At 47.8% G+C, this 14,771-nt stretch carries 13 protein-coding genes and 1 other RNA gene; 7 read left to right on the top strand and 7 right to left on the bottom strand.

Annotation, left to right across the window (positions count from 1 at the left end; genetic code table 11):
* Positions 1-122 precede the first annotated feature (122 nt).
* Positions 123-1,094, top strand: coding sequence for a tRNA-modifying protein YgfZ (gene ygfZ / locus R4537_RS07625; RefSeq protein WP_057551661.1), 972 nt, complete (start codon positions 123-125; stop codon positions 1,092-1,094).
* Between the two features lie 634 nt (positions 1,095-1,728).
* Positions 1,729-1,935, top strand: coding sequence for a DUF1107 domain-containing protein (locus R4537_RS07620; RefSeq protein ID WP_001235991.1), 207 nt, complete (start codon positions 1,729-1,731; stop codon positions 1,933-1,935).
* A 100-nt stretch (positions 1,936-2,035) separates the two neighbouring features.
* On the opposite strand, the gene R4537_RS07615 is transcribed toward R4537_RS07620, so the two are convergent.
* The 3 genes from R4537_RS07615 to R4537_RS07605 are packed head-to-tail and all read right to left on the bottom strand — an operon-like array spanning position 2,036 to position 5,087.
* Positions 2,036-3,265, bottom strand: a complete 1,230-nt coding sequence (locus tag R4537_RS07615; protein ID WP_071178212.1) for an FAD-dependent 2-octaprenylphenol hydroxylase — start codon at positions 3,263-3,265, stop codon at positions 2,036-2,038.
* Between the two features lie 11 nt (positions 3,266-3,276).
* The gene (gene ubiH, locus R4537_RS07610) at positions 3,277-4,485 is read right to left on the bottom strand and encodes a 2-octaprenyl-6-methoxyphenyl hydroxylase (protein WP_071178213.1); all 1,209 of its coding nucleotides are present in this window, start codon (positions 4,483-4,485) and stop codon (positions 3,277-3,279) included.
* A gap of 20 nt (positions 4,486-4,505) precedes the next feature.
* Positions 4,506-5,087, bottom strand: a complete 582-nt coding sequence (locus R4537_RS07605; RefSeq protein ID WP_071178214.1) for a YecA/YgfB family protein — start codon at positions 5,085-5,087, stop codon at positions 4,506-4,508.
* A gap of 241 nt (positions 5,088-5,328) precedes the next feature.
* Here R4537_RS07605 and R4537_RS07600 point away from each other — a divergent pair, with 241 nt between their 5' ends.
* The 5 genes from R4537_RS07600 to serA all read left to right on the top strand — a co-directional run bounded on the left by R4537_RS07600 (position 5,329) and on the right by serA (position 8,670).
* Positions 5,329-5,637, top strand: a complete 309-nt coding sequence (locus tag R4537_RS07600; protein WP_071178215.1) for a cell division protein ZapA — start codon at positions 5,329-5,331, stop codon at positions 5,635-5,637.
* A gap of 12 nt (positions 5,638-5,649) precedes the next feature.
* Positions 5,650-5,833, top strand: a non-coding RNA gene (gene ssrS, locus R4537_RS07595) — 6S RNA.
* A 3-nt stretch (positions 5,834-5,836) separates the two neighbouring features.
* The gene (locus R4537_RS07590) at positions 5,837-6,421 is read left to right on the top strand and encodes a 5-formyltetrahydrofolate cyclo-ligase (protein ID WP_071178216.1); all 585 of its coding nucleotides are present in this window, start codon (positions 5,837-5,839) and stop codon (positions 6,419-6,421) included.
* A gap of 109 nt (positions 6,422-6,530) precedes the next feature.
* On the top strand, positions 6,531-7,187 hold the full coding sequence (gene rpiA, locus R4537_RS07585) for a ribose-5-phosphate isomerase RpiA (RefSeq protein WP_071178217.1): 657 nt from the start codon (positions 6,531-6,533) through the stop codon (positions 7,185-7,187).
* Positions 7,188-7,440: 253 nt separating this feature from the next.
* Positions 7,441-8,670 carry a phosphoglycerate dehydrogenase gene (gene serA, locus R4537_RS07580; RefSeq protein WP_001151637.1) on the top strand — a complete coding sequence of 410 codons (1,230 nt, stop codon included), beginning with the start codon at positions 7,441-7,443 and terminating at the stop codon, positions 8,668-8,670.
* Between the two features lie 232 nt (positions 8,671-8,902).
* Here the strand turns inward: serA and ilvN are convergent, their stop codons facing one another.
* The 4 genes from ilvN to leuO form a co-directional block, all read right to left on the bottom strand.
* Entirely contained in the window at positions 8,903-9,397 is a 495-nt protein-coding gene (gene ilvN / locus R4537_RS07575; protein WP_001215918.1) for an acetolactate synthase small subunit, read from the bottom strand.
* Position 9,398: 1 nt separating this feature from the next.
* The gene (locus R4537_RS07570) at positions 9,399-11,120 is read right to left on the bottom strand and encodes an acetolactate synthase 3 large subunit (protein WP_069648343.1); all 1,722 of its coding nucleotides are present in this window, start codon (positions 11,118-11,120) and stop codon (positions 9,399-9,401) included.
* Between the two features lie 485 nt (positions 11,121-11,605).
* Positions 11,606-13,411 carry an AMP-dependent synthetase/ligase gene (locus R4537_RS07565; protein ID WP_071178218.1) on the bottom strand — a complete coding sequence of 602 codons (1,806 nt, stop codon included), beginning with the start codon at positions 13,409-13,411 and terminating at the stop codon, positions 11,606-11,608.
* A gap of 175 nt (positions 13,412-13,586) precedes the next feature.
* Positions 13,587-14,546 (bottom strand): transcriptional regulator LeuO, encoded by a 960-nt coding sequence (gene leuO / locus R4537_RS07560; protein ID WP_069648345.1) that lies wholly within the window; start codon positions 14,544-14,546, stop codon positions 13,587-13,589.
* Between the last annotated feature and the right edge of the window lie 225 nt (positions 14,547-14,771).

The following is a 14,771-nucleotide window of genomic DNA, read 5'->3' as shown; positions in this document are numbered from 1 at the left end:
ATTCGGAGTGTAACAAGGGTGCAGACAGACAACTAGTAACTCAGTCACAGTCCCTGTTCAAGCTGACAAAAAAGTTGATCCAGATTAACATAGCGAGACTTTTTTCCTCAGTGGTGAACAACATGGACTGGCAAAATCGTTTTTCAGTACTCAATCTTTCTTCTCACGATCCTCTCCCTGAACTGATGCTCACGCATCTCACTGGATGGGGAACCATCACGCTGGTCGGTGCCGATAAAAAAGCGTATCTGCAAGGCCAAGTCACCTGCAATGTGGTTTCTTTGCAAGAGCAGCAAGTCACCTTTGGTGCACACTGTGATGCCAAAGGTAAGGTATGGTCGGTATTTCGCTTGTTTCATCATCACGATGGCTACGCGATGTTTCAACCGCAATCGGCGATGGAAGTCGAACTGCGCGAGCTGAAGAAATACGCCATCTTCTCTAAAGTGACGATTGCCGAAAGCAGCGATATCGCTCTAGGTGTGATGGGTAGTCAAGCCGACGCTTGGATTGATAGCGTGAGTGAAACGACTGGCGATGTACGCCGTATCGCAGGCGGTACAGCCGTGCGTATGAGTCCAAAGCGCTGGCTGCTGTTGGTGAATGCCGAACAGGCGGAGCAATACGTCAATGCTTGGCAAGGACTGCATGTCGAGCAATCACTGTGGACACGCATGGATATTGAAGAGGCCGTGCCTGTCGTTACCCAAACGGCTCAAAATGAACACATTCCGCAAGCACTCAATGTGCAAGCCGTTGACGGTATCAGTTTTACTAAAGGTTGTTACACAGGGCAAGAGACTGTGGCACGCGCCAAGTATCGCGGCATCAATAAGCGCGCCATGTACATAGTCAAAGGTAATCTGAGTGCGCCACTGAGCCAAGATGAGCCAGTGGTTCTTGAACGCGCTGTCGGAGAAAACTGGCGTAGCGCGGGCGCACTACTGACTCATTATCGTTTTACCGATTCAATAGCGATCGGTTTGATCGTCCTGCCCAACGATCTTGAGCACGATGTCGAGCTGCGTCTAGCTGCTCAACCAGACACCCGTTGGCATATTCAACCGCTACCCTATTCACTCAGTGAAGAATAGCGGTCATTCATCGAAACCGACTTGAGCTGCCTGAATCGGCAGCTCAAACTCTCCCTCATCAGGCTCCCTTCTCAGCTTCGCTGCAACACACTATTGTTCGTTGCATCTTCACGCGAGTCTCTTCAAACAAACCAATACTTATTTATGAATTTAAAATTAAATTAAAAACATAAATAGTCAAAACCAAAACAATCCTCTAGGCTATAAACCGTTGAGGAGAGCAATGAGCACCCAAGTTTGCTCACTCTCTCGTCAACAGAAAGTGAATTAACTGAGCATTCGAGTTATCCACTTTTTGTGTAATGCATCTGTGACTATTCGCCCGCCCAAATGCGGGCATTTTTTTACAATTATTTTACAATCAACTTGCCTGTTCAGAATTTTTACGACTATTCTTTAAAGTGTCATAAGAGGCTGGCTTAATACGGGCTGTTCATAAGTTACCCGCTGAGAACATCAGAAGAATTTGTAAATTTGGTCACACGATTCTGGATATTTGACTGCAGTTTTGATTCGTACTGCACAGATATTCCAAATAATCAGTAAGTACTGCTTATTCCACCAAACCTATCACACTATTTTTGTTTAGGTTTTTCTATACTAAGCAGTGCCAGAACAACGCAAGGATCGAAGTATGAGACTGTTTAAGCGCTATACACCAGGTATGATTGCTAAACACGTGAGCCGTCTGTTTAAAGGTAGGATTTATATCTTTGGCGTCGGTAAATTCGAGTTCGATAATGGCAAGTTAAAGCTGCCAGAGAAAGCCGAACAGCGCCACTATCAGACCGTAAAAGAAGTCAATCAAGAGATCATGAAACTGCGTTGCGCTTATGCATAAACAAGCAAACATTTAATCGCATTCGATTTAATGTAAAACGATTTAATGTAAAAAGGGTTGGCACTGCCAACCCTTTTTATTTGATCAACTTTTTATTCAATCAGTAGGCACGCTCTAACCAAACCTGCTTCGCCAGCTCAGGCAGATCGCCCTTCAGGCCTAGGGCGCGTTTCATGATTTCATCTTTGGCACCCGGCAATTGACCAACCAGACGCATGCCGATTCCACGGATCAGTTTCTTAGCAGGGTTATCCCCCTCAAACAGATCGCGGAAACCTTGCATCGCCGCAATCATTTTGGCAGCTTCCGCTTTCCGCCAGCGTTCATAGTGGCGCAAATTACGCTCATCACCAATGTCGCGATTTTGCTGCCATAAGCTCAGCAGCTCTTGTGCCAAACAGGCAGCATCCAGCAAACCTAAATTCACACCCTGCCCTGCCAGCGGATGAATGGTGTGTGCGGCATCCCCGACGAGAGCAACCCGAGGCGCAACAAAATCACGGGCATAACGCATCTTAAGTGGGAAAGCCTGCCGCTCGCCCACTACTTCACAGCGGCCTAATCGTGCATCGAATTCTGCGATCAGCGCTTTGTTAAACTGCGCATCATTCATATTGAGCAAAGCCTCAGCGCGTGAAGGCTCTGTCGACCACACAATCGAACTCATATGCGGCTCTGACATGGGGAGAAAGGCTAACGGTCCTTGGGCAGTAAAAATCTGCCGCGCGACTTTATTGTGCGGATCACTGGTACGCACATTGGCCACCAAGGCACTGTGTCCATAATCCCAATGAGTCAAAGGAATATCCATTTGTCGACGCAGCCAAGAGTTTGCACCATCTGCCCCTACGACCAATTTTGCGCTCAAGGCTTGGCCATTACTCAAGGTTAGCCATGCTTCGCTTTCACCCACGACGATGCTCTGACAGGTCGCAGGCACATGCAGTGTCACATTGGCTTGCTGCTGAACTTGCTCTAACAGCGCCAACTGAATGACTCGGTTTTCAACAATGTGTCCCAGATTAGGCTGCGTCATCTCATTGGCTTTAAATTCAATCCGCGCAAAACTATCTTGCTCCCACACTTCCATCGCGATGTAGGGCGCAGCGCGGCGCGCTTCAATGCCCGCCCAAGCATTAAGATTACGCAGCACAATCTCACTTGAGCGACTCAAGGCAGAAACGCGCACATCCGGCAGCGGGTTTAACGCCTCTTCCGGTAATTGGTTCTCAACCACAGCAATGCGTAGGTCACTCTCTTTCAGAGCCGCCGCTAACGCTAGGCCGACCATACCGCCACCGATAATTACAACATCAACGCTTTGCATCATTCTTTTACCTATTAACGGTTCACTATGCCGAGAGTGCGGCGCAATAACGGAGCTTTCAATAACGGCAAATTATCCATCGCCATTAGACCAAGGTTACGCCCCATTCGCATCGCTAACCAGTCATTCGAGAAAGTGTGTACTAATCCTGTAGTCAGGTTGATGGTTGCCGTGCGATCGGCTTGGCGACGCTGAAAATAACGCTGCAGTAGCGCGTACTCACCCGCATCGTCGCTGCGCGTAATCTCTTCGGCTAAAGTCGCCACATCACGAATACCAAGGTTAAAACCTTGTCCTGCAATCGGGTGTAAGGTTTGCGCCGCATTGCCCACCATAGCAAAACGGTGGGAGACCGTTTGCTCACGATAGCGCAAAACCAGCGGATAAACACTTCTCTCACCTGCATGGGTCAAGGCGCCCAGCCGCCAACCAAAGGCTTGTTGTAAGCCTTGTAAGAACTCAGCTTCGCTGCAATGCAGCCAGTGCGCAACTTGCTCTGGTGGCAGACACCAAACTAAAGACAAGCGATCTTGGCTCATTGGTAGCAAGGCAACGGGGCCATGCGGTGTAAAACGCTCAAAAGCTCGCCCTACATGAGGTTGCGCGCTGGTGATATTGGCGATCAGCGCGACTTGTTCAAAATCGTGCTCCTGCATCGCAAGGCCCAGCGCTTGGCAACACGTCGACAGCGCACCATCTGCCGCCACAAGCAGCTTACCTTGCAAGGTCTCTTTAGTATCGAGTTGGACCGTGACCGACTCTTGCTCACGGGTAATATTCACCACTCGGCTTGGTACAAATTGTTGAATGGCAGAACACTGCGCCATGCGCTCGGCGTAAACGCGCCCCACATCGGCCAGTTCAACCACATAACCTAGAGCACTAACCCCAAGCGTCTCACAGTGAATATCCGTCATCCCTGCATGAGACTGATCCGAGACATGGATATGTTTAATCGGAGTCGCAAAAGGCTGTAGGCTCGGCCAAAGTTGTAACTCCCGCAGAATCTGTACCGTACCGTAGGAGAGCGCAATGCTGCGCGCATCAAAACCAGGATGCGCAGAATGATCGGTCGCAAACGCCTCTATCACGGCGACCTTCAGCTTACCTTGGCTGAGGTGCTGCAACGCGAGCGCTAATGTTGCCCCCGCCATCGCACCACCCGCAATGATCACATCAAAACTGATAGGCTTACTGATATTGGGCTGCTGGCTGTCCGTCATTGCGCTTCCTTTCTGTTGACTTAGTGAACGGTGGGCTTAGTGTCTTGCTCTGGTTTGACACCAAATTCCGCATGTAATACCAATACACAGGCTTTGATATGTTCGATCACTTGTTCCAATAATTCTGCTTGCTCGGCTAAGTCATCCTCTTCATCGATGCCTAATTTCGACATCTCTTCCAGATCCTCTAATGCTTCTTTCGCTTCAACAGAGGCGTGCTTCAGATTGGCGCCACTCAAACCTAATCCAGAAATAAAGTGGTTAATCCATTCCGCAACCGCATCCGCGAGCTCAAACAAGGCGTCCTCGTCCTCGCCCTCGCCTTCAGGTAGGAGTAATGAAAGCTCAAAATCGGTATCCACCAACTGCGCACTCATCGTCAGCAGAATCTGCTCAGCGCTGGCTAATGCGCCAATTGGCCAGCCCATACCATCATTGGTGTAATCGAAAACCAAGGCTTGCCAGCTTTTATCATTGAGGCTTAAACCGCCGGACAACATCCCCGTCAGTAACCCTTGTAACTCGGCAGGATTAATACCGAGAGAAGCGCTACGCAGCTCATTGGCCAAAGCTGGGTAAGCAGGAAGTTTATTTTTGCTCATATTGGATTCACTAACCGAGAAAGGTAACCTAATCCTACCACTTCATTGCCAGAGCGAAAACGCTCGCTTGCCGTTGGTGCTTAGCTTTTGCGCAAATTGTCCAAATCGTGAGTTTTCAAACCTTCATTTTTCAGGTTACGACGGGAAAGGCTTGAATCTTGTATTGGGTTTACCTATAGTTCCACCTCGATGGTCACCTGAGTTGACTCATCTTTAGTTATGCTAAAAGAGTTCATTAATCATGAGTAATCAAGCGGTTGACATTGAAATTTTGGGCAAGGTGACCCGGGTAAATTGCCCAGCAGGTCAAGAAGTATCTTTGCTTCAAGCTGCGCAAGATCTCGATAATCGTTTGAAAGAAATGGCAGAGCGAACTAAAGTCACCAATGAGGTGAAACTGTTGACGATTGCCGCACTCAACATCTGTTACGAGTTACAAACGAAACAGCAAGAAAATGCGGGCACTCAGTCACAACTTAGCGAGCGCATGGAACAGCTCGCCGCTTCATTAGAAGCTGCATTGAAAAATGTGAAGCCAGGAAAGCAATAAACACAGCATTGATTTACCCTGGGGTGTTCGTCAGCGGATTTATGTCCCTGAGCCGATAAGCAACATAACAGGGTTGGTATTGGGTAGCTATTGAGCAAGCTCGGCTTGTACCGAGAAGCCTGCGGTTACCATTACTGATCCGCCTTGAACCTAATGGTTCAAGGGCTACGATCCTCAACGGCATCCCGGGGTTCCCTCTATGATAGATTCTCGTACACACCTACGCCTGCAAATTCGTCAGCGTCGACAATCACTCTCTGCATTTGAGCAACAGACGGCCAGCCAACAACTTATCCATACCTTTGCCAGCTTACCGGAAGTGACTGCCGCGCAGCGTATTGCCCTCTATCTTGCCAATGATGGTGAGCTAAATACCCAACCACTGATCGAATGGCTTTGGCAGCAAGGTAAACAAGTGTATCTCCCCGTTTTGCACCCTTTAGCAAAGGGTCACCTGCTGTTTCTGCACTACCACGCACACACGCCGATGAGCAACAATCGCTATGGGATCGCAGAGCCTAAACTCGACCAACGTTTGATCTGCCCGGTTCGAGAGCTCGATATTATCGGTACTCCTTTGGTGGCGTTTGATCAATCAGGCCAGCGTTTGGGAATGGGTGGCGGCTATTACGATCGCACTCTCGCACCTTGGTTTAAAACGCAGCAAGGCGCGATGCCGATTGGCCTCGCGCACGATTGCCAGCAAGTTGAACAACTGCCCACTGCAAGCTGGGATATTCCGTTACGAAAAATCGTGACCCCCAGCAAGGTTTGGCAGTGGTAGTCGAACAATTGCTCAGTTTAGCTCAGCCTAAGTGATTACTTCTGCTTCCGGTTTGGGGTTATAATCGCGCCGCGCAACATACCCGCAAATCGATACTCAGGAGATAGGCATGACTCAAGATGAAATGAAAAAAGCCGCCGGTTGGGCTGCTCTGAAATACGTAGAAAAAGGCAGCATTGTCGGTGTTGGTACGGGCTCAACCGTTAATCACTTCATCGATGCTTTAGGCACTATCAAAGACGAAATCAAAGGCGCGGTTTCGAGCTCGATTGCTTCAACTGCGAAACTGGAAGCGCTCGGTATCCGTGTTTATGACTGTAACGATGTATCGGAGCTGGACATCTATGTCGATGGTGCTGATGAGATCAACCCAGAACGCGACATGATCAAAGGTGGCGGTGCAGCGCTAACGCGTGAAAAGATCGTCGCAGCGATTGCCAAGAAATTTGTGTGTATTGTCGATGGCACTAAAGCGGTCGATGTTCTAGGCAACTTCCCTCTACCTGTTGAAGTGATCCCAATGGCGCGTTCTTATGTCGCGCGCGAACTGGTAAAACTCGGTGGCGATCCTGTGTATCGTGAAGGTGTGATCACCGATAACGGTAACGTTATTCTGGATGTCTACAACATGAAGATCACCCATCCCAAAGATCTCGAAAGCAAGATCAACGGCATCGCAGGAGTTGTGACCGTGGGTCTCTTTGCTCATCGAGGGGCTGATGTGGTCATCACTGGCACACCACAAGGTGCAAAAATCGAAGATTAATATCGGGCATTTCTCCCCATATTCCGTTATTTGCTTACAAACGGCACCGCTGTGTGCCGTTTTTTATCCTTTTCTCTAAGAAAATTATGCCTTATTCCGTAATTTTCTTACCCAAAGCAAAAAAAGTTTGTTAATTTAGTGAGCAGAAGGCGCACAAGGAAAACGTTTGCTTTTCTAAATTACGACCAAAATTCGAACCATTCGAACCCAAGCGCCTGTTAGCCCACCTTCCCATAGTTTTAAGGACGATAAAATGGCCAAAGTTTCACTGGAAAAAGACAGAATTAAGATCCTCCTTCTTGAAGGACTTCACCCCTCTTCGGTGGAAGTTTTGCAAGCGGCCGGTTACAGCAATATCGAATACCATAAAGGCTCGCTGGAAGAAGCTGAGCTGATTGAAGCTATCAAAGATGTGCATTTTGTCGGGATCCGCTCGCGCAGTAATCTGACGGAGAAGGTGATCAATGCGGCAGAGAAACTGGTGGCGATTGGCTGTTTCTGTATCGGTACTAACCAAGTCGACCTTAATGCCGCCGCCAAACGCGGTATTCCAGTGTTTAACGCACCATTCTCCAATACTCGCAGTGTGGCAGAACTGGTGCTCGGCGAAATTTTACTGTTACTGCGTGGCATTCCAGAGAAAAACGCACTTGCTCACCGTGGGATCTGGAAAAAAAGTGCAGATAACTCTTATGAAGCACGGGGGAAACGCCTAGGCATTATCGGTTACGGTCATATCGGTACTCAGTTGGGGATCATTGCTGAAAACTTGGGGATGCACGTGTATTTCTATGACATTGAAAGCAAACTATCGCTCGGTAACGCTACCCAAGTGCATACCTTAAGCGAGCTACTCAATAAGTGTGATGTCATTTCACTCCATGTTCCGGAAACCGCTGGCACTAAAAATATGATGGGTGCGGAAGAGTTTGCGCGCATGAAACCGGGCGCTATCTTCATTAACGCGGCGCGCGGTACTGTGGTCGATATCCCGGCTCTGTGCAATGCGCTCGAATCTGGTCATATTGCAGGGGCAGCGATTGACGTATTCCCAGAAGAACCGGCATCAAACAAAGAGCCGTTTGAATCGCCACTGATGAAGTTTGATAACGTGATTTTGACACCACACGTGGGGGGGTCAACCCAAGAGGCACAAGAGAACATTGGCATTGAAGTGGCTGGCAAGCTGGCTAAATACTCAGATAACGGCTCAACGCTCTCTAGTGTCAACTTCCCTGAAGTGTCACTGCCAGAGCATCGCAGCTGCTCTCGCTTACTGCATATTCACGCCAACCGTCCGGGCATTTTGACCCAAATTAACACCATCTTCGCCGAAGAAGGGATCAACATCGCGGCTCAATATCTGCAAACCACCGCAGAAATCGGCTATGTGGTCATCGATGTGGAAACGGCTCGCTCTGAAGAAGCGTTAACTAAGCTTAAAGCGATCGACGGCACGATTCGCGCCCGCATTCTGCACTGATTGATGGGTGGGCTACATCGCTCACCCATCCAGAATCCTGAATATAACAACCAGCCTTTCGGCTGGTTTTTTTATTTGTGCTTCGCTTGTAATTATAAAGACGATACCCAAACGACTTGGAGTTGCAGGTAGGCGGCAACTGAGTTCATCCCCATAAGCATAGATACACTATGTGATTGGGGTGAACCAACGTAGCCAACACCGCTGCAGCTTCAAGTAGGAAGGGGATAAACTAAGCTCTGAGCGCTCGTTCACCACGCGCGATGCCTACCACACCACTTCGTGCCACTTCGATAACTTCCGTCACTTCCGCAATCGCCTCAATAAAAGCATCCAGTTTCTCGCTCGTACCGGCCAGTTGCACTGTGTATTGTGAAGCTGTGACATCAACAATCTGGCCACGGAAAATATCCGCCGTACGTTTTACTTCCGCACGTGCAAAACCAGAGGCCTTGACTTTGACCAGCATCAGCTCACGCTCGATGTGTTCACACTCTGTCACTTCCTGCACTTTCAAAACATCAATCAATTTATGCAACTGCTTTTGGATCTGCTCTAGCTGCATTTCATCGGTTTTCGTCGTAATGTTCAGCCGTGAAAGGGTTTCGTCATCGGTCGGTGATACGTTTAGCGTTTCAATGTTGTACCCGCGCTGGGAAAAGAGCCCGACAACACGAGATAGCGCACCCGGTTGGTTTTCCAATAGCAGTGAAATAATGTGTCTCATCTTAGGTTCTCTCCGTTTTGCTCAACCACATTTTGTCCATCCCTTCGCCTTTGATCTGCATTGGGTAAACGTGCTCAGTTTCATCGACATTAATGTCGACAAACACCAGACGATCTTTCATCGCTAACGCTTTTTCCAGCCCAGCTTGCAGCTCATCAGGGTGAGAAATACGGATCCCAACATGACCATAAGCTTCTGCGATCGCCGCAAAATCCGGCACAGAACTCATGTATGAGTTAGAGTGACGACCTTGATAAATAATATCCTGCCACTGTTTCACCATTCCAAGGAAACGGTTGTTAAGGTTAATGATTTTTACTGGAATGTCGTACTGCAGTGCGGTCGATAGCTCTTGAATATTCATCTGAATACTGCCATCTCCCGTCACGACCAGTACCTCTTCTTCTGGCATGGCGAATTTCACGCCCATTCCCGCAGGCAAACCAAAACCCATGGTGCCTAGCCCGCCAGAGTTGATCCACTGACGTGGCTTATCAAACGGATAGTAGAGTGCCGCAAACATTTGGTGCTGCCCCACATCCGAGGCCAAAATTGCTTTACCTTCTGTAATTTTATAAAGCGTTTCAATCACTTGCTGAGGCTTAATCCGTTCAGCGGAGGTTTCATAAGCCAAACACTGACGATCACGCCACACTTGGATCTCATTCCACCAACTATCCAATGCTGCCGCATCATTGCGCTCAGCACTCTCTTCTAGAAGCTTGAGCATGCCATCCAATACTTGGTCAGCAGAACCAACAATCGGCAGATCGACTTTCACGTTTTTAGAAATCGATGACGGGTCAATATCGATATGCATGATTTTCGCGTTGGGGCAGTACTTCTCTAGGTTGTTAGTCGTACGGTCATCAAAGCGCACACCTACCCCAAAAATCAGATCCGCATTGTGCATCGCCATATTGGCTTCATACACACCATGCATGCCAAGCATACCCAGTGAGTTTTTATGAGTGCCAGGAAAAACGCCCAATCCCATCAAAGTACTGACCACGGGCAGATTTAAAGCCTCTGCAAGTTGGCGAATTTGCTGCTCTGCATTAGCAATAATCGCCCCGCCACCAACGTACAGTACTGGTTTTTTCGCATCGAGCAGTGCGCGTAACCCTTTTTTGATCTGTCCTTTGTGGCCAGCCGTCGTTGGGTTGTAAGAGCGCATTTTGATGGTTTCAGGATACTCATAAGGCAGCTTATTAAGCGGGCTCATCACATCTTTTGGCACGTCAATCACCACAGGACCAGGACGCCCCGTTGACGCGATATAAAACGCTTTTTTGATGGTTTCAGGAATATCTTCGGCTTTTTTCACTAAAAAGCTGTGTTTAACGATAGGGCGAGACACGCCGACGATATCGCACTCTTGAAATGCATCGTTACCAATAAGATTCGTGGCTACGTTACCGGAGATCACAATCATCGGAATCGAGTCCATATAGGCGGTTGCAATCCCAGTCACCGTATTGGTGGCGCCTGGACCTGAGCAGACGAGCACTACGCCCGGTTTTCCAGTGGCGCGCGCATAGCCATCAGCCATATGTGTTGCGGCTTGTTCGTGACGAACCAGAACGTGTTTAATTTGATCGGTTTTTTCGTGAAGGGCATCGTAGATGTCGAGTACTGAACCGCCGGGATATCCGAAGATTTGCTCCACACCTTCATTGATCAGAGATTGGACGATCATCTCTGCGCCAGATAGCATTTCCATCTTGTCTCCTTACCAACATACCTTGTGCTCGGTCGGCAAAAGGGTTGGTTTTACATAGTTTAGGGCTTATTTGTAGCCTAATTCGAAAACGCTCCGCTTTCGGCTATGTCCTGCGTCTGTCATAACAGCCGCGAGGTTACGCAACAAATGTAACGCTTTCTTAGCAACTGGTCTAACCCCAATTTGCGCACTTTTACAGCAGAATCGAAAATAAGACGGTGATTAAGCATTCCATTTCAACCATTACCTTGCTTTTAGGTCGAACAGCTATTGAGCAGTTAAAAAAAAGTAGATTATTTTGTCAGCGCTCCGGTGTATCGGCTCCCATGCTTCCATCAACACTAAGAGACAATGTGATTGGCATGAGCGAAGCTTGTCGCTTCAGGTAGAAAGAGCATGGGATCATAGTATTGCAGATATAAAAACACCTCTGAGCGATTTCCGCCAAGAGGTGTTCATAACATCAAGATAACAGCTTGATCGCGCTATTTTTTCGGAGAATCTTGGTACATTTCTTCGATTTCATCCTGATAGCGATCGTTAATCACTTTACGACGCAGTTTTTGGGTCGGAGTCAGCTCACCACTGTCCATCGAAAATGCCTTTGGCAACAATCTAAACTTCTTCACTTGTTCAAATTTCGCCAGCTCTTTTTGTAAATCATTAACGCGCTTTTCAAACATCTCCAGCACTTGGCTGTGTTTAATCAGTTCCAAACGGTCGTGATATTTAATGTTCAACTCTTTGGCGTACTCTTCCAAAGAATCATAGCAGGGCACAATCAAGGCAGAGACAAACTTGCGCGTATCGGCAATCACCGCGATCTGTTCTATGAAATGATCTTTGCCAATCGCCCCTTCAATCACCTGCGGCGCAATATATTTACCACCTGAGGTTTTCATCAGCTCCTTGATGCGATCGGTAATAAATAGATTACCGTTTTCATCAATATGACCCGCATCTCCCGTTTTCAGGAAACCATGCTCATCAAAACTTTCGGCGGTTTCTTTATCGAGCTTGTAGTAGCCACGCATCACCATTGGACCACGAACCAGAATTTCATTGTTCTCGCCAATTTTGACTTGTGCTCCCGGCATAGAAAGCCCAATCGAATCTGGGTTAAAACAGTGGTCATCCCAACAAGAAACCGTGGCCGTGGTTTCGGTCATGCCATAACCAAGCTTGACGTTGATGCCAATCGCATGGAAAAAGCGTCCAATGGTTTCATCCAATTTCGCGCCACCACAAGGCATGAAATTGATCCTTCCCCCAAGCAAAGCGCGCAGCTTACTTAACACCAGCTTGTCAGCGAATTGATGGCTCTGTTTAAGCATCCAAGAAGGTTGGCGCTGCTGCTGACGGCACACCGCCATTTTCGCGCCCATATTGACAGCCCAAGTAAAAAGAACCTTGCGTACCAACGGCGCTTTAGCGACTTTTTCATGGATTGCTGAGAAGATTTTTTCATAAAAGCGCGGTACGGCACACATCACGGTTGGACGGACTTCAGCTAAAGCTTCACGTACATGAGCCACATCTTGCAAGTAACAGTTCGTTGCACCTCTATAGAGCACATAAGCCGTCCATGCTCGCTCAAAGACATGAGAGAGTGGCAGGAAACAGAGTGAGACATCCTCTTGAGTCAGATTCAGGCGCTGATCGTGCCCCTCTAACTGAGCACCGATATTACGATAATCCAACATCACCCCTTTCGGCGTCCCAGTAGTGCCTGAGGTATAAATGAGGGTAAACAGATCGTTATAGTTGGCCTGCTCAAGTAAGGCATCCAACGGCGCTCGATCTTGATGGTGACTTTGAGCAACAAACTCATCCCAATGCATCGCACAACTGGCTTGTTTGAGGTCGATATTGGCATTCATAGCCACAATCAGACGCAGCTCTGAGCATTGTTCAAATTGGCTGAGCGCAGCATCAAATTGTGCCTGCTCACCCACAAAAACCACTTTCACATCCGCATTCTGTAAGATATAAGCCGCCTGCTCTGGCGTGTTGGTAGGATAGATAGGAACCGTTACCGCACGGATCTGTAAAGCGGCAAAATCAGCAATCGTCCAACGCGGCATGTTGTTGGAAAAAATCGCAATTTTGTCCTGTACACTAATGCCTTGAGCTAACAACGCCATCGAGAGTTCATCCAATTGTTCACCAAACTGGTGCCAATTGATTGCTTGCCATTGGCCGTTCTGTTTATGTTTTAGCGCGGCGTTATCACCCCCTTGGGCAATACGTTGGCGGATCCGTTTAACGATGTGGAAATCTAAGTTCGTCATATCTCTTACCTGTAGCTTACACCTGTAAGCCTTTTTCAGCGCACAAGTGTACATTTCAAAGGCCAAAACACAACTGACTAACGTCAAAGTTATCGATTAAAACTCATTCTGTAACAAAAAAGCCTTGGACAGTTTTTACTGCCCAAGGCTTTAGAAACATAGAATGAACAAAGGATCAGCGATTCGCGACCACTTCGCCACAAATCACCATCAGTTGGTCACGCAGCCAAATATGGCCTTTGTCTTTTTCACTCGACTCATGCCAACTCAGATAACCCGAGATTTTGGACTCAGCAAATGGGAAAGCGAGGATTTGCAACTCATCACGATTGGCCGCATTTTCCGCCATCCAACGTGGAGCAACGGTCACCAGTTCAGACTGACCGACCACATACAACACATTGCTTAGGCTGGTGCCTTCGTAATAAGACTGGCAATCAAAATCACGGTACGCCAGTTCAGAGAAACTACGCTGCCCATGCACTTTGGACAATTTTGCGTGTTTTTCCGCACCCAATTGTTCGGCCGTGATACTTCCTTGGATACGAGGGTGAAGTTTTGATGCCACCACCACCAACTCATCTTGGAAAATCTCAGTACTTGAAAAACCTTGATCATCAAATCGAGCGTAATCAATCACAAAATCAATTTCTTGATAACGCATGCGTTCTGCGATTTGGCGATCAAACTCTGCATCCAAATGCAATTGTACACTTGGGGCTAATTCATCAATCGATGCCATGATCTGAGGAGCAAAGCGTAAATCGCAAGGACTGCAGATCGCGAGCTTAAACAGACGCGTTGAAGTTTCCGGTGTGAAAACTGAACTCGGTAGCTCGTTACGGATCAATTGCAAAGCTTGACGGATCGGGCCAAACAGTTGGCGAGCACGCTGGGTTGGCTGAATGCCACGCCCTTGGCGCATAAACAACTCATCATTGAACATCACTTTTAAACGTGCCACGGCATTACTGACCGCAGGCTGTGACATACCTAAGTTGTGTGCCGCTCGCGTAATGTTTTGCTCTTGCATTACTGCATCAAAAACGGTTAACAGATTGAGGTCTACGCCTCGGAGGGTGCTTTCCATGCGGTAACTCGCAATGGCACTCATTGCGTCTTTTTTATCTAACATTTGCATGCCTCACAGTGTCGTCACTAACGATAAATATGCATAAATCGCCAGTGGAAAGATAAGCGCTGTTTGTAATATTTACCGCCCAGATATTTGGTGGATGGCGAGTAATATCGGCTAATCATTCGAAGCTATGCAATAGCATTGACAAAAAGTCAGTTTATTTTAGTCATTACTTAAAAAAAACCTTAATAATCAATACGATTAATTTTTATAAAAATCTAT

Source organism: Vibrio paracholerae (assembly GCF_037672085.1).
GTDB lineage: Bacteria > Pseudomonadota > Gammaproteobacteria > Enterobacterales > Vibrionaceae > Vibrio > Vibrio cholerae.
Note: the sequence above shows the minus strand (reverse complement) of the source record. Positions and strands in the feature narration are given on the sequence as shown.

Bases quoted from the DNA above. Each gene is read 5' to 3' on its own strand.
- ygfZ (WP_057551661.1), top strand. From the start codon at position 123: ATGGACTGGCAAAATCGTTTTTCAGTACTCAATCTTTCTTCTCACGAT.
- R4537_RS07620 (WP_001235991.1), top strand. From the start codon at position 1,729: ATGAGACTGTTTAAGCGCTATACACCAGGTATGATTGCTAAACACGTG.
- R4537_RS07615 (WP_071178212.1), bottom strand. From the start codon at position 3,265: ATGATGCAAAGCGTTGATGTTGTAATTATCGGTGGCGGTATGGTCGGC.
- ubiH (WP_071178213.1), bottom strand. From the start codon at position 4,485: ATGACGGACAGCCAGCAGCCCAATATCAGTAAGCCTATCAGTTTTGAT.
- R4537_RS07605 (WP_071178214.1), bottom strand. From the start codon at position 5,087: ATGAGCAAAAATAAACTTCCTGCTTACCCAGCTTTGGCCAATGAGCTG.
- R4537_RS07600 (WP_071178215.1), top strand. From the start codon at position 5,329: ATGAGTAATCAAGCGGTTGACATTGAAATTTTGGGCAAGGTGACCCGG.
- R4537_RS07590 (WP_071178216.1), top strand. From the start codon at position 5,837: ATGATAGATTCTCGTACACACCTACGCCTGCAAATTCGTCAGCGTCGA.
- rpiA (WP_071178217.1), top strand. From the start codon at position 6,531: ATGACTCAAGATGAAATGAAAAAAGCCGCCGGTTGGGCTGCTCTGAAA.
- serA (WP_001151637.1), top strand. From the start codon at position 7,441: ATGGCCAAAGTTTCACTGGAAAAAGACAGAATTAAGATCCTCCTTCTT.
- ilvN (WP_001215918.1), bottom strand. From the start codon at position 9,397: ATGAGACACATTATTTCACTGCTATTGGAAAACCAACCGGGTGCGCTA.
- R4537_RS07570 (WP_069648343.1), bottom strand. From the start codon at position 11,120: ATGGAAATGCTATCTGGCGCAGAGATGATCGTCCAATCTCTGATCAAT.
- R4537_RS07565 (WP_071178218.1), bottom strand. From the start codon at position 13,411: ATGACGAACTTAGATTTCCACATCGTTAAACGGATCCGCCAACGTATT.
- leuO (WP_069648345.1), bottom strand. From the start codon at position 14,546: ATGTTAGATAAAAAAGACGCAATGAGTGCCATTGCGAGTTACCGCATG.